The sequence below is a fragment of the Duncaniella muris genome, from assembly GCF_003024805.1.
Classification (GTDB): domain Bacteria; phylum Bacteroidota; class Bacteroidia; order Bacteroidales; family Muribaculaceae; genus Duncaniella; species Duncaniella muris.
In genome coordinates, this window is record NZ_PUEC01000001.1 from 20,804 (window position 1) to 40,555 (window position 19,752).

A 19,752-nucleotide genomic window follows, 5' to 3' on the forward strand; every position below is an offset into this window, starting at 1 on the left:
CGTCCACTATATACCAATCACAATGGCAAAGAAGAAATTACATAAAGCAAGCCGCGTAATGCCCAAGAGTGAACTGGACAGCGTGGCACGCGCCAAGAGTACGGGGCGCAACCGAGCCTTTGATGTTCTATGGGAAGCGCAACAATATTGGCAGGCAATGGAGACATTCCGTCAAGACCGAGAGCGCAACAAGAACTATACATACGGCAGACAGTGGGATGACTATATCTGCGTTGACGGTAAGATGGTCAAGGAAGAGGACTACATCAAGTCGCAGGGTAATGTCGCGTTAAAAAACAACCTTATCCGCCGAATGGTGCAGGCGGTACTCGGCGTGTACCGCAGTCAAGCCAAAGAGCCGACCTGCACGGCGCGAGACCGCGATGAGCAGAAATACGGAGAAACAATGTCGACCGTCCTGCAATGCAATATGCAGCTCAACCGCATGACTGAGATAAATGCCCGGTGCATGGAAGAGTTTCTTATCTCCGGTTTTGTGGTACAGCGAAAATGGTATGGCTGGCGCAATGACAAACTGGATTGTTGGACGGACTACGTTCAGCCAAACAATTTCTTTATTGATAATAATATGCGAGACTTCCGAGGGTGGGATGTGTCCTGTCTCGGTGAAGTTCACGATATATCGTTTGAGGAGTTGTGCGGACGCTTCGCCCATAACGAGGCCGACTATTCAAGACTTTCCGAGATATACGCCCATGCACGAGATAAGGCTGTGGTAGGTGCTACCTATGACTATTTCGGTTATCCGTTGCAGGGATATTTCGACTTCCTTGTACCTCGTGACCTCACACGCTGTCGCGTGATAGAGGTATGGCGCAAAGAGAGCAAGCCACGTTACCGTTGCCACGATGTCAACAATGGCGATGTGTTTAAGATTGACATCGCGGATTATGAGGAATTTGTCGGCAGTGTCAACAGGGAACGCCTGCGAGAAGGTGCGGAACTGGGCATGGAGCCGGGCGAAATTCCGTTAATTCAATGTGAGTGGTTTATTGATTCATACTGGTATTATTACTATCTGACACCTTTTGGCGACATACTTGACGAGGGAGAAACACCTTACGAACACAAGAGCCATCCTTATGTGTTCAAGGCATATCCATTTATTGACGGCGAGATACATTCATTTGTAAGCAATGTGATCGACCAACAGCGATATACCAATCGCCTCATCACGATGTACGACTGGATTATGCGTGCAAGCGCAAAGGGTGTGCTACTCTTCCCGGAAGAATGTCTGCCAAAAGGAATGTCAATTGAAGATATAGCAGACGAGTGGGCGCGCTTCAACGGCGTGATAATGATAAAGCAACCAAAGACAGGCACGGCATTACCGCAGCAGGTTGCCAACAACTGCACGCAGATAGGCATTACCGAGTTGCTGAATATGCAGCTTAAGTTCTTTGAGGACATATCGGGCGTGAACGGCGCATTGCAGGGCAAACCCGGCTATTCGGGTATGTCGGCCAGTCTCTACAATCAGCAGGCGCAGAACGCAACGACCTCGTTGCTTGACCTGCTTGATACATTCTCTTCTTTTATCAAAGACGGTGCGACAAAGGATGTCAAAAACATACAGCAGTTTTATGATACACCGCGAGTATTTAACATCGCAGGCAAGAACTCGGCAATCGTTGAGTACGACCCACGCAAAATCCGTGACGTTGAGTTTGACCTGTCAATCGTTGAAAGCACGTCAACCCCGGCGTATCGCGCGATTGCGAACGATATTCTGATGAAACTGTTTGAGGTGCAGGCAATCTCAGTGGAGCAATTGCTTGAACACGGCGACTTCCCATTTGCCGATAAACTCCTGCAAAGTATCAAGAGCCAGCGTGAACAACTGGAGAAAGGCCAGATGCCGGACGGTCTATCGCCCGAACTTGCACAACAGGTCCAGCAGGGAGCAAATATGCAGGCAGCCCAAAAGGCACATCAGATGTTGATGGCAGCATAACTATACAATCAGAAAACGGCCTCGGAAACGGGGCCTTTTCTTTTTCTCGCCTGTTCCAGCTTTTTGGGGATAATCCGTGGAATCTCCATCTCATAGAAGCAGATGTGCATACCGATAGCGCGTGTCATCAGCAAGTCATCGTGCTTGCCAACAATCGCACCATACGCCCCATTGGGCTTGCGTTCATATGTAAGATACTCAGCGAGACAACGCTTATCGCGCTCTGTGTACAGATGTTCTCGTATGACCTTGACAAGCGTTGATATAATCATCGGCTTTGTGGCGATGTTGGTGTGGAAGCCGTATTTACGCGGAATTCCCTGCCTTATCTCGTCCTCAGACTGACGGCGTGCGTAGAGGTTTGGATATATGGTTGAAATCTGATTGAGGATATATTGCGACTGGTCGCCACCCTCTACTTGCCTTTCGCGGTCATGTGTCTCAAGAGTGTTGCTCTCTATAACCAGCAAGGAGTTGTTATAATAAGCCGCCACCTGTGCAGCTTTCCACGCGAGGCGGTCAATATCGCAATGCCCATACCATTGAGCGACCACAGCCGGGCGACCACCCTCAATCATATTCAAGCGGTCAATAACAAGGATAACCGACCAGTCGGCTTTAGACGAGCGACCGCCCACGTCAACGACAGTCAGATAGCGGTCAGTAATCTCAACATCATCATCTTCTTCGGGTTTCGCCCATATCCACAACTGCCCTTGCCTGTCCTCATGGAAACGCAGATTTTCAAGAGCCGATTCTCCCTCGTCTCCATCGGCATACACATCACCGATAAAACGAGGCGGACGGCACGCCTTGTCAAATTCTTCAACGTGGTATTTGTCAAACACCATTGTGCCGGAATGAACAAACGCCTCAACATCATCAGAGGGAAACTCGGAAGCCATAACGCCGTGGTCGTTCTTACCGCTACGCTCCTTGATGTACCAGTTGATTGCTTCCAGTGATGCACCTTTCTCCCACAGCCACCAAAGATACTTACCGCATTCCTCGCGTGTGGATAGTACATTGTCGTTCTCCCGATTTTCGTAGAGCCACCGGGCAAAGTCACGCAGAGCCTCGCCGCTGTCAAAAGGCAGAGAATACTGCTCAATCTGAAACCATGAAATAAACAACGCTTCAAACTGCGAGGGTATATCGGGGTCAGCGGCCGCAGAATATTCAGTGTGGAAGAAATTACCGGTTCCGTTTGCCGTTGATTCCATTACAATCATGGTAAGCGGACGCAGGAGAATACCCGAACATGCAGAACGCACAATATCTTCGGGCGACTTGCCGTCAGTCTTTTTCCATATACCGACTTCGGAGAGGTGTACAAGAGAGTACGCACCGCCACGACAACCATCAGGACGCTCTGCTGTACCAATTTTAATCTTGCAGTTGCGCTGAGGCACGCGCGATGTGGAGCCGGATTTACCGACCCCGACCATTTTAGGCTCATTCTCATTGTAGGTTTCTCCCATGTCATAGAGCAATTCAATAGGATATTCCTTAATCATCGTGTCGAACATATCCTTGATTTCATCGGAAGCCGTGCCTTGATGGGCGATGATAAGTGAATTGAGACCACGTTTGTGAAAGAACTGCAACCAAGCCATATACAACTGGGTCGTAGTGGAGCCGCCCCACTGACGTGCTTTCAGCAGGATAAGACGTATCGGCAGACCCGCCTTTCGCTTCTCTTCAAAGCGTGATACCAGTATGCGTTGAGGATAGCGCAGGCGAAAAAGCACGTCCGCGCCTGCGTCCTTGTTGTGTATCCACACAAGTGTAGCTGCCCAAAACGGAAAGTCATGACGATAGCGTAAGCGGATAAATTTTTCTGCAACCTTGTCATGGTCGATGTCGTTAGGCTCAACGTGCATGACATCGGAAAGGAATTTATCAATAGATCCGGCCTTGATAAGTTTGCCGACAAAAGGGATTGCCATCATCTCGGCAGGCAACCACTGAACAGGTATAGCGAAATCGGAGATATATACCTGCACCCTCTCTCCAATAGACCCTTCCCCAGTTATCGGGTTGAACGGCGCATACATCACCTCATTCCTGCGGTCGTTCTCCGTCAATATCTTTTCTATATCGGTCAAACTGCTTGTCATACCAACCATTCTTAATACGATATATAAATTCTCCAACAGTACGAGGTGTGAGATAAAATTTCGGTGCAGGCTGACGAACAATATCAGACACCAAAACAAAAAGTGATTTATCCGGGTGTAAGTCGCGTAGAGCAATATATCTGCGAAATATCTCTTCAAACATCTCACGTTTATTCGGGCGCATACGTGAGAATGGCTTTCCAACCAACATACGCGATACCTCAACGGCGGCACGTTCTTCGGAAACCCAAAAGCGTTTGGCCGGAGATTCAGCCACTTTTTCAAAAATTTCGGGCATGATAATGTAGTTAGCCAATGCAAGCTGCTCACGATACGCACGCATAAGGTCATCGTTGCGCTCTCGTGTAAAATCCATTATTGAGCCGAAATGTTTTGCCATCTATTCCATTGCGATATTGATTGAAAGGTACTTGCAAAGTTACCCAATTCACGTCACAAAACTTAAAAGTCGCCCACGAATTTATAACCTTACTTTTGCGCATAAGATTGACACAACCATAAGATTTTCAAAGTAATGGCTGATAATAACGAAGTTAAGAGCAGACGCGACCAACATCTTGACCGCCTGCGTAGTAAATACCCCGACAAGAAATTCGAGGACGATGAGGAAATCTATGGACAGATTTCCGATGATTACGATACTTACGAGGCAGAACTGGAGGGATTAAGAGGCAGGGAGAAATCGCTGTCAGATATGTTTGCGGCCGACCCTCGCAGTGCGCAGTTCCTAACCGATATGCACAACGGCAACGACCCCGTCCTCGGTCTTGTCCGCAACTTCGGCGTAGAAATCAAGGACGTTCTTGACGACCCCGAAATGCAGGATAGGATAGCCGAAGCAAACAAGGAGTATGTTGAGCGCATAGCCAACTCTAAGAAACTTGATGAAGAGTATGAGAAGAACATGGACAATACGCTTGATACTCTCCGTCAGTTCCAGGCCGAGCGAGGCATGAGCGATGAGCAGATTGACCAAGTTGTAGATTTTCTGCTCGGCGTAGTCCGTGACGGTGTTATGGGCAAATTCAGTACCGAAACTCTCAACATGGCCTGCAAGGCACTCAACTATGACGCAGATGTGGCGGCCGCCGGGGAAGAGGGCGAAGTGGCAGGACGCAACGCCAAGATAACCGAGAAACTGCGAAAGAGCAATAAAGGCGATGGCACAGCACCCCTCGGAGGCAAGAACGGACAAGGGCATTCAAGTTCACCTCAAAAGAATCAATCAATATTCGACCTCGCAGCAGAGGCTCAGTAAAATGCATCAACGAGTACGAGTAGTGAAAACTAAGCCCGAAAAACCATCAAAAGGTAGTGTCGGACTTGAAAGCCAGTGCATGGGTATGGTGACAACTGTCAGTGCAGTATCCAATGCTACTGGCGGGCTAAAAGCAGGTAACATAATATCCACATCAAATAAATAATCATTTAATTTCAAAAGACATGGCAGAAGAAATCAGCACTCAGAATGCTGTGGTAACAGGCGGAACGCCTGCCACCACTTCCCCCGGTCACGCCGGCTTACCTACGCAGGTTGCAGGCGAGGCAACGACCGTCAGCGCGGCCGCGACCGCTACTGGCGGTGTCGGAGCAGGCAATTTTATAGAAGTTGACATTGACAAAGAACTTTTCAAGTTTGAAAGCGATGATACGCCTCTCATGCAGCTTATGCTCAATGCTAAGAAAGTTCCGGTCAATTCACCCGAAATTCAACATTTCGCAATTGACCAAGCGCGTCCGAGCGTAGTTACCAACGCAACCGTTGGTGATGGAACAGGAAATGTTGCTGTTCTCCCTCTTGACAATGCAGACAAGAAGTTACTTCAGCCTTATGGCACAATTCTCGTCAAAGGAGTTGACGGTTATGCTTCGGACGGCAAAACCAAGACTCCGGGCAAAGACCTCATGCTTTTCATAACCGACCGCGACAAGGTTTCAGGTAATCCTATCGCTATCGCCGTCAACGGTCCCAAGAACGAAGCAACCGATGATTCTTGTCTTGTTCCCGAAATTCCGGCAGGTACAACGCTTGTTATTCTCGCTAATGCTATGTTCGAGACTCAGAAAGAAGTTCTTCCCGATTTCGTTGTGCCTTCTCCATCGCTTATTTATGCTCAGAAGCGTGGAATGAACAGCATCACATCGGACTACTTTGAGAGTGTTGCCAAACGTATTCCGTTCAGTAAGGCTCTCATCGCAGAGGCTCAGATTCGCAACTTCAAAACAAAGGGTAACCGCACCCTATGGGCCAGTCGCGCAAGCAAGTTCACGGTTGATACCGAGCTTGGCCAGCAGACAGTCTATACAACCGAGGGGGTCCGCTGGCAGATTAAACGTCACCTTGACCACAAAGGCAAGTGGACGTTTGAGGAGTTCATCAGCGTTGCCAAGATGATTTTTACCGGAGAAGATGTGCCAAAGTCTGTGGTGATGCTCTGTGGTAAAAACTTCCTTGAGAGCGTTCAGTGCATCGACTTTTCAAAACACCCCGAAGTACAGATTTCGGTAAAGACTAACAAACTCGGTTGGCAGGTAACAGCCATTCATACCGTATTCGGCGAGTTCGAGTTCAAACGCGAGCCGACTCTTGACTACCTCGGCTGGAGTAATAGCGCAGCTGTCATCGCTTATGATCGCCTTGTTCATTACGTTTACTCTTCTGAGCACAAAGACAGTGAACGAGTGGACGGACATGAGGCAAGCCGTGAGCATACAATCGTATGGGATGCTCTTGCTCTCAAAGGCTCTTGCCATATCTGGATTGACGGCGAGGGCGAGTGCTCGGCAGAAGGCGCAACGACTTACGCCCTTTGGGGCAGTGAGGAGGCTCCTGAAAGCCCGATTGAGGGTAAGGTCTATGTACTCGTCAGCGATTGTCCCGGAATTAATGCCAAGGCTGTCAGTGGCACAATGTGGCAATATGACAGCACTTCAAAGTCGTGGAAAGAGTACACGGGTGAAATTTTAGCTAACTAAAATACTACACAACCGAAATTCCTAAAACGGAGGGAAGCGGAGTGCAGCCCGCACATCCACTTCCCTCTTTCTAATAACTCTCAATTATGAATACGAAAAAGACTAAAACAACCTACGGCGTTTACAATCTCATAGAGTGGCACGCACGTCTGCGTATGGGTAAAGCCACTGTTAAAGTTGCATTCACAGGAGGCAGCATAACAACACAAGGTGTAACACCTGCCACATTCACTACTGAGAACCCCGTTATTCAGTTTGCTATTGAGAATAGTCCTGAATTTCATAACGGCAAAATAAAAGTCGTTAGACGTGTAAAACTTAATGGTGTTGTAGAAATCGAGTGCAACGTTCCAAAAGTTGCGCTTCCCATTCCGGCCCCTGCTCCAATCTCTACCGAGAGCGTGGACGCTCCAGTCAAGGAGGACGAGAACGCCCCCGACACGCAGGCCGACAATGAAGTCGAGGCAGAGGACAACGCCGAGGCAGAGGACAACGCCGAGACTGTTCCTGCGACAACGCAGGTAGAGTTCTCTTGCAACGATGACGCAAAGGACTACCTTGAGCAGACTTTCGGATTTGTACGTTCCAAACTCCGCAACCGCGAGGATATAGTAGCCGCAGGCAAGGCACGCGGCGTTGACATCATCTTCGTATAAACGTCCAGCGATATGGTGTACAAAATCCTGCATATAGCGCGTGACGTGCGTATCGCCATAGATGAGAACAAAACGAGCGAACAACTGATAGCGGATGAGGATATTGACACCCTATCGTTGAACGACATTGTCCGCTCCAAGATTGTCGAAGCAGTGCGCCGTGTGGTGACCGAAGCACCCACGCACCTGCTTGACGGCGGTCAGCCATTCGGCGATGCAATCTTTTGGCGTAGCAAAGGTTCGGGTTGGACACTCCTGCCCGAAGATTTCATGCGCCTCTTAATCTTCAAAATGAGCGATTGGGAGCGACCTGTGTATGAGCCAATCACAGCCGCCGACCCTCAGTATCAACTGCAATTCTCACGCTACAAAGGACTGCGAGGCAATCCGCAGAAACCAGTAGTGGCAATTGTCAGCCGTGCCGAGGGTCGTGCGCTGGAGCTATTCTCCTGCAAGGACGCGACCGCAACAGTAGAGCAAGCCGTCTATATCCCCCTGCCGAGGGTAGATTGTGATGGCGGTATTGAAATCCCGGAGCGTTGCTATATGTCCGTGGTCTATCAAGCCGCCTCGCTTGTGCTTGCCACTATCGGTCAAGGCGACCTATCCTCAATGATGTCAGACCTTAGCAAACAACTTTTAGTATGAGTCAGATAAAGACAACCGAAATTGAGGGTGACGTTGCGATTGGCAGACACGTCACCGCAGGCGGAAATGCGACCATACAGGGAAATGCGACCGTTAAGAAGAATCTCAAAATTGAGGGTTGGCTTGATGCACGAAACATCAAAGGCCCCAACAAGGGAATCTTCCTTGACGTGACAAAACTCCGTGAGGCATATCCGCTACCGCATGATGGTTGGTGGGCATTAATCGGCAACACTCTCCCGGCCCCCTTGTACATCGCTGACGGCGGTGCGTGGGTGGCAACCGGGGAAAGCGCAGGCAACCCGACCATTGACAGCCAACAATACAATGAAGCCGTTGCGGCACTTGACGCTGAATTGAAAGCACTGGCTACCGATGTTTCAGCCAACAAGCAGAGCATTGACCAAATCCGCACTCAGATAGACACTATCGGCAGTTCGGTCAATACGCTCACGACCGATGTGTCCGGCCTGAAAACTCGCGTGACCAATGCTGAGACAAGCATTCAGAGCATCAACAACAGCAAGGGCAAGGCTAACGGCCTGGCCTCTCTTGACGCAAACGGCAAAGTTCCGTCAGCGCAGCTTCCCGGCTTCGTTGATGATGTCGTAGAGTTCAATGCCATAGTCTCCGACATAACACCGCTTGCACAATCAGCGAACAAAAAATCAACTGATGCCGGTTGTATGGTGGTTTATGACAGCGACCGCAACCGATTTATTCTTGCAGTGTCGCATTTGGCCATACCCGATGAACAGCGTACACAATGGGGAGAGCAGATATTGCGCCCGATAAAGACACTCAACACTCCTGCCACCGCCACCGCAGAGAGCGTTGAGGCGTTGCCTCTATTGAACGTTGTGGATTACTGGGAACTTACGGACGGAACAGCCTCACTCATCACATCAAAATTCACCTACTACAACAACTGGCTTGACGGTGGCTCCTTTGGTGAAGTTGACGCAAAAGGTAGAATCCCCGAAGGTGGCAAGGTGTATATTTCTACCTCAGATAATAAAACCTATCGTTGGAGTGGCACACAACTTGTCATCATTGGTAATGACCTTGCACTGGGTCGTACAGCAAACACGGCGTTCCCCGGCGATGAAGGAGCGCAGTTGCAGGAAAATCTAAAAAACACCGATAACCGACTGTACGACACAGCCAACCGATTGCGCAACTTAGGGATTCTGCTTTGTGACGGTCAATGGGATGGAACCGGCACTACACCTAAAAGTGGTGTATGGCTTTGTCCGAATGAAGAGGGCGGTTGGTATTTCCGCAGTTTTGGCAACACCAATTTTTATGACCTCCCTGAAGAAGAATATAACTCTGACATGACGTATAATTCCGGCTGTCTATATCGTATGGCAGACGGACTATACCGCATTATCAACGATAAACTGACAATGGTCGGAGGGGCTTCAGTCGGCAATACGTTCAACCTCACATCGGAAATACCCACAAGCGACCCCGACAAGTTGTTCTATCAATTGAACGACCCGACCGACACCAAGTATTATGCTCCAGCGATAGTCTATGAGCAGGGAAAGGCAGGTTTCGGCTTGCAGATTACCTTTGCCGTTGCTCACGGTGCGTGGAAGATATACCAGTATGTCGGCGCGACACTTGAAAAGGAAGATGTTTTGAGCAGTGAAAACTGGCTCGATCTCGCAGGCATGAGCGCAGGCGCAGAAGCCATCGTGAATGTCAATGAGGTGTGCGAAGATAAAGACTACACCATGTCGCTTGCCATACAGGCACTCATTGACCTGCGCGACACCACCGGGGTAAACTATCTCAAATCCGGACTTGTCATAACCTACCGCAGGGATTCTTCCAAAACGCCCCATGCATGGGAGACAAAGCAGTTCCGTGGGCAGGTGCAGGATATATCCGCGACAAACGGCGATGACCTATGGCCAGACTTCGGCGGTGGCGGTGGCTCTACTTTTGAACTCGGCAACGAGCCAGAGGTAAACGGCACTAAAGCATTGTCAACCGGCGGCGCGTACGATATGGAACAACGCTCATTCGGAGGCTTGCAGATAGAACCCGCCCCATCGGATTATATCATACAAGCCGTAACTAAAGCAGGCGAACCTCTCGGCGATTCCGTGAAGATACCCAAGAGCAACGGCGGTGGCGGTCAGAGCGGAAGCACACTCACCATCTACTGCGACTCTGCCGTATGGGGCGCGTATGGTGGTAAAATCGTTTTGTCGGCCGCCATCAAGAGCGTAAGTTATGACGGCGAAGATGAGGTACTGGGAACAATCCGCTCACTGAGTATCATCGACCCGACCACCAATATAGAGTTGTGGAGTGAGGTTGTCAATCAGCCGTCCTCAACATCAGCCAATGACCTCAAATTTGAATTTGACTTTACCGAGTTCATAACCGGGGCATCGAGCAAGGACTACAAAATCAAAGCCACTGACGCGGACGGCAACGAGCGCACTCGTGTAATCAGCGTTACCGCCGTTGACGTGACGTGTACCTGTGTGCAGGCACTTAACTACTCAGCCGCCACCGCTCTTGAAGCAGGAGGACGCGAGAAGAGCCTGCCGATGTATAAGTTTGAAAACAACGTCAGCACCAAACAGGGCATTCTCGTAACCACTGAAATGTTCTACAATGGGGAATGGCGTACCCTCGGCACAGCGACCGTTACCGACCAGTACAGTCACAACATAAGCATCAACCCCAACAACGTGTTCGGCAATTCCGAACAACTGACGCACGGCGCATACCCCCTGCGCATTCAAGGCAAAGACATTGCTTCGGGTGTGACAGGCAATACAATCTACACAGCCGTGATGTGCGTTGACGCAAACAACAGCACGCCGATTGTAGTCATGCGATACGATGACCGCAACGAGGGTAAAGTGCGCTTGTATGATTCCATCGCGCTTGATGTCGCAGCTTACACTCCGGGCAAAACACGCACAGCCATTGAGGTAATGATTGACGGACATATAGCCACTACCGCCAACTGCGAAACCAGTCAGACGCTCAATGTAACGAAGCAGATTCAAGGTTATGCCTCGGACGGAAGCAAGAGTTTTGACGTGTACGCACAGAGCGGAACATCAAAGTCCTTGACCGTCACACTGACCGTTGAGGGTTCAGCAATAGACGCTGAGGTCAAAGAGGGTGCATTGTTCGCCTTTGACTTCTCCACCCGAAACAACAGCGAGACCGACCACACCATTGAGGACAACGGCTACTCCATGAACGTAAGCGGCAGCAACTGGAACTCCAACGGCTTTGTGTCGGTACTGGGAGAGAATGTTCTGCGTATCGCCGAGAATGTAAAAGCGGAGATACCTTATGCACCGTTCTCATCATCAGCCCTTGAAACGAGCGGAGCCGCAATCCAGTTGGCTTTCTCAACCAAGAGCATCAAGGACAAGGATGCCATGCTCTGCGAGTGCTACGACCCAGCCGCAGGTGTCGGCTTCTATATCCGAGGCAACGAGGTAGTGCTTACGGTCCTCAACGGAACTCCGAAGCGTCAGCGCGTAGGGTTCAAGTGCGGAGAGAAAGTAACAGTTGCCATTGTTGTAGAGCCGGGCAGCAAGTATGTCACCTACAAAGCCTCAGAAGCATCGAGCGGAACAAATTACTCATTTGTCAAACTCTATGTGAATGGCGAGGAGTGTGCTTCTATCGGCTATCAGCCGGGAACGAGCGCACTGCGTCAGAACAGGACAATCACGTTCAACTCCGAGAACGGCGATTTCAACCTCAACTACATCATGGCCTACAACTCCTATATGGAATGGTTGCAGGCATTCCGCAACTACCTTTGCAAGTTGAGCGATGTCCGCGCCATGATTGCGGAGTATGACAAAGAGAATGTACTGGATACGACAGGCAAGCCGTCCATGAGCCTTATGGCGGCCAAAGGTATACCTTACTATGTGATTGTCGCCGACCAGACCACATTCAATAATTTCGACTATGCTCTGAACGGCGGTACATCAACAAGCGACCAGTTTGCCTGCACGCTGTACTACTTCAACCCACAGCATCCGGAAGTAAACTTCAAGGCTGTGAATGTGCTTTGGCGCAGGCAGGGAACGACTTCGGCACAGCGACCCATTAAGAACGACCGCTTCAACTTCAACAAGAAGAACAAGACCACAGGACTTAAAGCGACCGTCACCCTGCTCAATCCCGATGACAGCACCGAACTTGGACTCAACGCAATCAAGGCTGCTGCTGACCGAAAGGTGTTTTGCGCTGAGACTGGTAACTTTATTGACGTGGTTACTGTCAAAGTCGATTATTCCGACAGTTCCAATGCCAACGACTGCGGCGTGTGCGATATGATGAACGCCACATTCCGCTCTCTCGGCTCGTCATACATGACCCCGGCGCAAAGAGCCTTTGACGGGCGTCAGATTCTTTCCAACGGAGACGTTATCACGGGTCGTCAGATGGACCATTCCACAAAGAACCACCCGATAGCCTGCTTCCGCGCCACGACCGACACCTTGCAGGACGCATGGTTTCATGCCAAGGGCAACTGGAAAGAGGACAAGGGAGAGCAGACCGCCCTCGGCTTCAAGGATACACCCGGCTATAACAAAGGCTGTCTCAACTACGGAGACTTTGTGGAATACTTCGGCACACCCGATGAAACCCTCGCGCAAACCGAGGCTCGTTTCAAGGCAGACCCCGAAACAAATACAGAGGCCGCCCAAAAGAATGTGTATCTCATATCACAGTATTGCGGACGCGACTATGCTATCTACCGCTACAAGAACGGCGCATGGACACGTTCGACTGGCTCAATGAAGCAGGTTGACGGCATGTGGGTTGTGACCGGCGATGTGCTTAACCCGGTGAGTGGTTACGAACTACTGCAATATGCAGGTATGGACTGGTGGCAGGGTGTAGCGACTATTGAAGACATGATGAAGCCGTCAACACAGATTTCATCATGGGTTCGCAAACTCGGACTTGCGGCTACGGAATATCCTGCATGGACGTACTACTTTGAGTGCATGATTGACGATGACCAACTCCAAGAGGATTTGGCACTCGGCAAGAAAGTACCCTACGACCTCTTCAATATGCTTCGTTTCTTCAACTCCTGCGACTACTCCAAAGTCAACGGGTGGGAGAAGATATGGAGAGAGAACGCCTACCGCTATATGTCGCTTGAGAGCGCAATGGCATACACCGCCTTTACTGACTATCTCGCGGCTGTTGACCAACGAGCCAAGAATATGCAGCCTATGTTCTTCTTGGAGGACGGCTGTTCGGTAGAGAACGGCGTTTACTCCGGCTACCGAAATATGGAGCCAACCCGAATGTATCTTAACAAGGTATATGACTGTGACACCTGCAACGGCGCAGACAATGACGGCGGCCGAGACATAGACGCGGAGGTAGACCCCAACAAGATGACTGATGAAGCTACCGGTTATACCAATCCCTACATGGGTTACGGCTCGGTACTCTTCAACAACATGGACCGTCAGCAGGAGTGCTGGAACAGCAACGACCTCGGCACGACCACCATATCACTGAAGAGTGTTGTAAACCGAATGCGAAATCAGACTGCGCAGATTGACGGCAAGACAATCGTTCCGTTCTCGCCTGACGGCGCGTTATATTTCTTTGTGGAGAAGCGACTGATGTTCTGGCCGAAAGTCATCTCTTCCTATGACGGGGAGCGTAAGTACATAGATAATACCGGGATAGCCAATCAGCCGTATTTCTATGCACTGCACGGCCTGGGATTGACCTCCTTACCTCGCTTCATAGAGCAACGATGGGCAATCCGTGACGGCTATTATCAGACAGGCGACTTCTTTACCAATCCATTGAGCGGACGTGTGTCTGCCATCAAAGCCGATTCTAAAATCTACATCACCGCAGCAGCTCCGGGATATTTCGGAATCGGTAATGACGCAAGCGGTCAGTTGTCGGAATCCGTCTTTTTGGAAGCAGGACAGACCCACGCGTTCACGCTTTTTGCTCATGACGCAGGCGCGTTGCTCTACATCTATCAGACCGGGCGCATGAGCATGATTGACCTTTCGGAAATGTCGCTTGCATTCCATTTTGATGATTTGAGCAAGATGCAGCTTGCCGAAGAAATCATATTGGGTGGAGAGAAGCACACCGCGAATACTGCGCTCAACGGTTTCAATTCACTTGGCAACTTGACGCTCGGAGATATGCCGTTCCTGCGCCGACTTGACGTGAGCAACACAACGGCAACGAGCGTGGACGCAAAAGGCTGTCCGCGTATCGAGGCAATCATAGCCAACAACACGCCTCTGACAAACTGCGACCTCGCGCAGACCGCGCCTATTGAAACGCTGACACTTCCTGCAAGCGTCACGAAACTGGAGCTTGTGAACCTGCCGAGGCTCACATATCCCGGCGGTCTAACTCTTGAAAGCGTCAATGGCATCAACCGCCTATGGGTGGAGGGGTGCGACTTCGTGGACGTAGAGGGTCTTGTAATGAACATAGCGCAGGCAGGAGCAATCCGCGAGGTGCGTATTCCCGACATCAACATGACGGCAAGCGTGTCGGTACTGCGTCAGTTGCGCAGGACCGGAGCCATAGGTCTTGACGCAACCGGCAAGGCATGCGAAGAGAGCGGTCAGTGTTCGGGTATCACAGGCCGCTGGATACTGTCGGAACTGATAGAAGATGAAGATGTGGACGGCAATGCAGGTCTTACTACCCTTGACCGCTATTTCCCCGAACTCACGCTCATCAACTCCCAGTTCTCCATGCTGAAGATTGATGACATCATCAGCGGAGATTTCTGCGAGAGATACAGCAACCCAGAAAACGAGACAGGCGCGGAGTATAACAAAGCGTTTGTTCCAAGCGGTCACACCCTAAAAATCAAGCAGGGTACGCACGCCTATAAGTGTACATTCAACCCCAAACTCAACCAAATGGAAGGCGTTCAGTTGAGCGACACGGATTTCGGATATCTCAATTCGGGTGAGAGTTTCGACAACGCCGACCAAGCCGGAGAGGGTTTTGACATCTTCCACCATCTCCCACACCACTGGTATAAGGGTGTGAACGACTACAAGAACCAAAAGAAATACATCTTGTATTCTACCACTGATGGCGAACCGCTATCAACAGTAAACAAGAGCTTGAAAGCAATGTTATCGGAACTGCTCTATGCAGAGAACACAGGCGTATATGCAGATGAAGCACAAGCAGGTGAAATGATAGATGACAGCATTATCGCCACTGCTTCCAACACCAATGCCTATCGCATGGACGTTGAGGGTATGAAGCAGGTACGTTGGCCCGGACTGAACCACGCACGCCTCGGTGCTGTGTTCACTGACGCAGACGGACGGATTGTAGGTTCATTCATCATGCAGGTAAGCCATACCTACTTTGATTTCTCGATCGGCAACTATATCTTCTGCGATGTGCCGAGCGGAGCGAAGTGGATGTACTTTACTTCATACCGCGATATCGGTGACATAATGTGCCTGGCAGTTGACAGCGCACATATTGAAGCGATCGAACCCGAATGGACGGAACACACCGTAGGCGAAAACGACAGCCTTGTCGGTACATATCCGATAACAATTGACGGACTGAAGATGCCTCGCAGTCTTTCGGGTGCAGTTCGTTCCAAGAAAGGCAACGGCACATCTTCAACGTCATCAGAGTGGGCGTATGATTCGGATGGCAATCCGACCGAAACGCCAGTCGGAACAATCAACTACACAGCAAAGGATTTCCAAAACAGCACTCGCAGACGTGGCCCCGGCTACCAGTTGCAGGACTATGAGCAGCATAAGGAAATCAGCAATCTTTGGTGGGCTTTGGCCGGAACGACAAATGAGCAAGCAGTTGTGGGTAACGGCGCACATGACGCAACCCTAAATATTCGAGACAGCATAGGCATGGCGGATACTGTGTATGTAGGTAATGCCATGAACTCCATACTTGGTCTTAAACACTATGTCGGCTGTGATTCTGAATGGATGGATTACATCGCCTGCAACGTGACAAGCTATGCTGAGTTCTATAAGAACCGCTGTCTTGACAATAATAACAACGCCCCGATTGACTATAAGGCGCACATCTATGACCCCGTGACAAAAACGGAACGAGTTGTGCAGACCGTAACTGGCAGCGGTCATTGCGTTGTGCGTGTTGTTCATGGCGCGAAATGTGACATTCTTGCAAGTAAGGTTCATCAGACCGACACAAGCAAATATACGACCCACTATGCGGCAGGACACTGGCTACCCGGCTCACGCGGCCGTGTGGTTTTGCGGTCGGGCAGCCATTCGCATGCGTACAGCGGCCTCGCTTATGCGTACGCGCACTACGCTTCATCGTACTCGGTCACGCTCTACGGTGGTCGGCTCGCCTTCCGCGGAAAATTCGTCATAGTCGGATAGCGTAAGCGGACACGAATCACGAAAAGCGAGTCGAGTTCGGAGATTTTTTCGTAACTTTGCACCTTGAAAGGCAGATAACCCCGCGCGCCGTGTGGTTTTGCGGTCGGGCAACAATTCGAATGCGAACAGCGGCCTCGCTTATGCGAACGCGAACAACGCTTCATCGAACTCGAACACGAACTACGGTGGTCGGCTCAAATTCTGAATGGTTAGAACAATCGGATGACCCTGCACGCCTGCGAGACAGGCAAGGCATTTCTCCGAGGGGTTTGCGCCTCGGCAACAGCATAACAATATGGAAAGCCGGAAGAACATTATAACCAAACGTGGAGAGGGGCAATGCCTCTCTCCACAGGACCGGAAGGCGGTCACTGACATAGCAACATTCATGGAGTTGACCGAGGATTGCCCCTCGGTCAACTATCCTTTATGCAACCTTATCCCAGAGATAATAGCCGAAGACAATATCATATCTTCGTTCAACCGCGTGATAAAAAACCTGCGCCAATCGGCCACCGATGCCGAGAAGAAAGATTGTGTTGTGATAGACGGCAACGAGTACACACGCAGGCAAGCACGGTATATACGGCAAAAGGATGCCATCGTAGCGTATCTCAAACAGTCAATCAAGAGCGGAGATTTCCGCATAAGCAAACTGACATCGTTTGCGACCAAAGACGGTCCGAAAATGAGGATAGTCCAAGCTCCAATTGTTGTAGAACGCATGGGAAGCAATAGCATAATGGAGGTTATTGAGAAACGTCTTGCTCCAGTATTGATAAAAAGCACTGCCGCCTCTATAAAAGGACGCGGGCCACATGGTCTGTTCCATGAGATACAAGATGCGATAAAGGTTAACCCTAATCTAAAATACTACTATCAGACAGATTATCAAGGCTACTATGACAACATCATCCATGATAGGATGATTACCGTGATAGAACGGTACATATCAGACCCAGTGCTGTTACCAATACTGCATAATTTTGTGAAAGCCCTGCACCCCGACGGCGATGTCGGAATCAGCAAAGGGCTACGCTCATCGCAGTTTTTCGGCAACTTGTATCTCAACGACCTCGACCACGCCATGATAGAGAAACACGGTGCAGCTTACTATTTCAGATTTTGTGACGATACGTTTATACTGGCAGAAAGTAAAAAGGAGTTATGGAGATTAAGGGAGTGCTTACATGAAGAGAGTGCCAAACTTGGACTGACAATAAAGTCCAGTGAAAGGATTGCGCCCATATCGGCAGGCATGGACGCACTCGGCTATGTGAATTTCGGAGACTATGCCCGGATACGCAGACGCACAAAGCAGAACGCGGCCCGTAAACTGGCAAAGATAAAGTCTCGAAAACGCAGACAAGAAATCATCGGCTCATTCAAAGGCATGGCTTGCCATGCAGATTGTAAGTATATTTTTCACTTAATCACAGGTAAACGTATGAAAAAGTTTTCTGAACTGGGAGTGACCTACACTCCTGCAGACGGGAAGAAACGCTTTCCCGGAAAGGTGATGCGCTTGGGCGCAATCCAAAACAAAGCGTTAGAGATACACGATTATGAGGTAGGCATGAACACATCACAGGGCGATGACCGATACCTTGTTTCTTTCAAAGACAAGGCTACCGGCGAGTGGGGCAAGTTCTTCACCGCGAGCGAAGAGATGAAGAATATCCTTGACCAAATCTCGGACATCGAGGACGGCTTTCCCTTTGAGACCACCATCGTTAGCGAAATCTTTGACGGCAACAAGCAAAAGTTCTCGTTTACCTGATGTCTTTTCGGTGATACGTCACTAAACTTAAAAGGGTCTGCGCGGAGCAGGCCCTTATCTTTGTGCCAAAAATCTGATATTGATATGGAAAAGATTTATGGCACAACCATACGGCAGGACGGACTGCAACGTATAGGACGCGATACATGGGTGCTTTTCTTTGGACTTTATGAGACAACGGACGGAGGCACATACGAATATCGCCATACGTTCAAGCACCGCCCCACACTTGACGAGATAAAGGCAGTCATCAACGCGCAGTTGTCTGCGGACGCTGACGAGCGCAAGCGCAACGGGTTCTCATGGCAGGGCGTACCGGTCCGCTACGATGAGGAAGCGGAGCGCAACATAACCGGGCTATCGGTAAAGATACCGAGGCTTGGAGCTGCGATGTTTCCTCTGCAATTCAAACTGGGCGATTACCCGGACGGTAGTCCTGCTTTCTATGAGTTCAAGGACGCAGAAGAATTTGAGAGTTTCACGGACGCTCTTCTGTTGTTCTCGCAGGAATGCTATGCGCAGGCGTGGCAAGCCAAAGCGGAAATAGACTGGAATAAATTTACTGACGCGCTATGATGATTGCAGACTTTATATGCGTGACGTTATCGTGCGCCATAATGACGTTGTACCTCACGGCGTACATTCTCAATGTCGGCTTGCCAAGTTCGATCAGCGAGACCTACTACCATACTGAGGCGAAATGGCTCTTCCCGACCAGCACAGCCACAGCAGGGGCATTGGCTCTTGTACCTCTCATGAACATAACCCCCGACAGCTATCAGTTTGTTGCTTTCTTTATTGTCGTTTCCATATTGTTTGTGGCGGCCGCTCCTGCATTCCGCGAGGAACTGACAAACATGGTACACAGCGGAGCCGCCATAATACTGGGTGTGTCGGCATTTGCATGGCTCATACTGACAAGCGGAGTGCCATACATAGCAATCACAGCAATACTGGCAGGACTACTGTTTGACCGCAGACGCTTTGTGTTTTGGCTTGAGGTCGGACTGCTATACAACCTATACACATCGCTTATTTTGATACTTTCATCTTGTTAATGAGTGGACGGCGCAGGATTGCTTCCTGCGCCGTACTTGTATCATATCACAAAAGTTAAAGAGTGGCAGGGATTGTATATGGGTAACTTTGCGCC

General features: G+C 50.0%; 11 protein-coding genes. 9 read left to right on the forward strand and 2 right to left on the reverse strand.

Features of this window, described 5'->3' with window-relative positions; genetic code table 11:
* Window positions 1-22: 22 nt before the first annotated feature.
* Window positions 23-1,978 (forward strand): portal protein, encoded by a 1,956-nt coding sequence (locus C5O23_RS00025; protein WP_107030903.1) that lies wholly within the window; start codon window positions 23-25, stop codon window positions 1,976-1,978.
* 8 nt (window positions 1,979-1,986) lie between these two features.
* On the opposite strand, the gene C5O23_RS00030 is transcribed toward C5O23_RS00025, so the two are convergent.
* Both C5O23_RS00030 and C5O23_RS00035 read right to left on the reverse strand, forming a co-directional pair.
* Entirely contained in the window at window positions 1,987-4,098 is a 2,112-nt protein-coding gene (locus tag C5O23_RS00030) for a terminase (protein ID WP_205743416.1), read from the reverse strand.
* Entirely contained in the window at window positions 4,040-4,498 is a 459-nt protein-coding gene (locus tag C5O23_RS00035) for a hypothetical protein (RefSeq protein ID WP_107030905.1), read from the reverse strand. Before C5O23_RS00035 ends, C5O23_RS00030 begins: the two co-directional genes overlap by 59 nt.
* A gap of 135 nt (window positions 4,499-4,633) precedes the next feature.
* On the opposite strand from C5O23_RS00035, the gene C5O23_RS00040 reads away from it, so the two are divergent.
* The 8 genes from C5O23_RS00040 to C5O23_RS00075 all read left to right on the forward strand — a co-directional run bounded on the left by C5O23_RS00040 (window position 4,634) and on the right by C5O23_RS00075 (window position 19,657).
* A complete protein-coding gene (locus tag C5O23_RS00040; protein WP_107030906.1) occupies window positions 4,634-5,377 on the forward strand; it encodes a hypothetical protein in 744 nt (247 codons plus the stop codon).
* 185 nt (window positions 5,378-5,562) lie between these two features.
* Window positions 5,563-7,095 carry a hypothetical protein gene (locus C5O23_RS00045; protein WP_107030907.1) on the forward strand — a complete coding sequence of 511 codons (1,533 nt, stop codon included), beginning with the start codon at window positions 5,563-5,565 and terminating at the stop codon, window positions 7,093-7,095.
* An 86-nt stretch (window positions 7,096-7,181) separates the two neighbouring features.
* A complete protein-coding gene (locus C5O23_RS00050; protein WP_107030908.1) occupies window positions 7,182-7,751 on the forward strand; it encodes a hypothetical protein in 570 nt (189 codons plus the stop codon).
* A gap of 12 nt (window positions 7,752-7,763) precedes the next feature.
* Window positions 7,764-8,399: a hypothetical protein gene (locus C5O23_RS00055; protein WP_107030909.1), complete on the forward strand. Its 636-nt coding sequence runs from the start codon at window positions 7,764-7,766 to the stop codon at window positions 8,397-8,399.
* Complete coding sequence (locus tag C5O23_RS00060) at window positions 8,396-16,819, forward strand: hypothetical protein (RefSeq protein ID WP_107030910.1); 8,424 nt, start codon at window positions 8,396-8,398, stop codon at window positions 16,817-16,819. The genes C5O23_RS00055 and C5O23_RS00060 overlap by 4 nt, the downstream gene beginning before the upstream one ends.
* 295 nt (window positions 16,820-17,114) lie before the next feature.
* A complete protein-coding gene (locus C5O23_RS00065) occupies window positions 17,115-18,599 on the forward strand; it encodes an RNA-directed DNA polymerase (RefSeq protein ID WP_107030911.1) in 1,485 nt (494 codons plus the stop codon).
* A gap of 84 nt (window positions 18,600-18,683) precedes the next feature.
* Entirely contained in the window at window positions 18,684-19,175 is a 492-nt protein-coding gene (locus C5O23_RS00070) for a DUF4376 domain-containing protein (RefSeq protein WP_107030912.1), read from the forward strand.
* Window positions 19,172-19,657: a hypothetical protein gene (locus C5O23_RS00075; RefSeq protein ID WP_128714664.1), complete on the forward strand. Its 486-nt coding sequence runs from the start codon at window positions 19,172-19,174 to the stop codon at window positions 19,655-19,657. The genes C5O23_RS00070 and C5O23_RS00075 overlap by 4 nt, the downstream gene beginning before the upstream one ends.
* Window positions 19,658-19,752 lie beyond the last annotated feature (95 nt).

Excerpts from the sequence above, each read along its gene's own strand:
- C5O23_RS00025 (WP_107030903.1), top strand. The coding sequence starts at position 23 with ATGGCAAAGAAGAAATTACATAAAGCAAGCCGCGTAATGCCCAAGAGT.
- C5O23_RS00030 (WP_205743416.1), bottom strand. The coding sequence starts at position 4,098 with ATGACAAGCAGTTTGACCGATATAGAAAAGATATTGACGGAGAACGAC.
- C5O23_RS00035 (WP_107030905.1), bottom strand. The coding sequence starts at position 4,498 with ATGGCAAAACATTTCGGCTCAATAATGGATTTTACACGAGAGCGCAAC.
- C5O23_RS00040 (WP_107030906.1), top strand. The coding sequence starts at position 4,634 with ATGGCTGATAATAACGAAGTTAAGAGCAGACGCGACCAACATCTTGAC.
- C5O23_RS00045 (WP_107030907.1), top strand. The coding sequence starts at position 5,563 with ATGGCAGAAGAAATCAGCACTCAGAATGCTGTGGTAACAGGCGGAACG.
- C5O23_RS00050 (WP_107030908.1), top strand. The coding sequence starts at position 7,182 with ATGAATACGAAAAAGACTAAAACAACCTACGGCGTTTACAATCTCATA.
- C5O23_RS00055 (WP_107030909.1), top strand. The coding sequence starts at position 7,764 with ATGGTGTACAAAATCCTGCATATAGCGCGTGACGTGCGTATCGCCATA.
- C5O23_RS00060 (WP_107030910.1), top strand. The coding sequence starts at position 8,396 with ATGAGTCAGATAAAGACAACCGAAATTGAGGGTGACGTTGCGATTGGC.
- C5O23_RS00065 (WP_107030911.1), top strand. The coding sequence starts at position 17,115 with ATGGAAAGCCGGAAGAACATTATAACCAAACGTGGAGAGGGGCAATGC.
- C5O23_RS00070 (WP_107030912.1), top strand. The coding sequence starts at position 18,684 with ATGGAAAAGATTTATGGCACAACCATACGGCAGGACGGACTGCAACGT.
- C5O23_RS00075 (WP_128714664.1), top strand. The coding sequence starts at position 19,172 with ATGATGATTGCAGACTTTATATGCGTGACGTTATCGTGCGCCATAATG.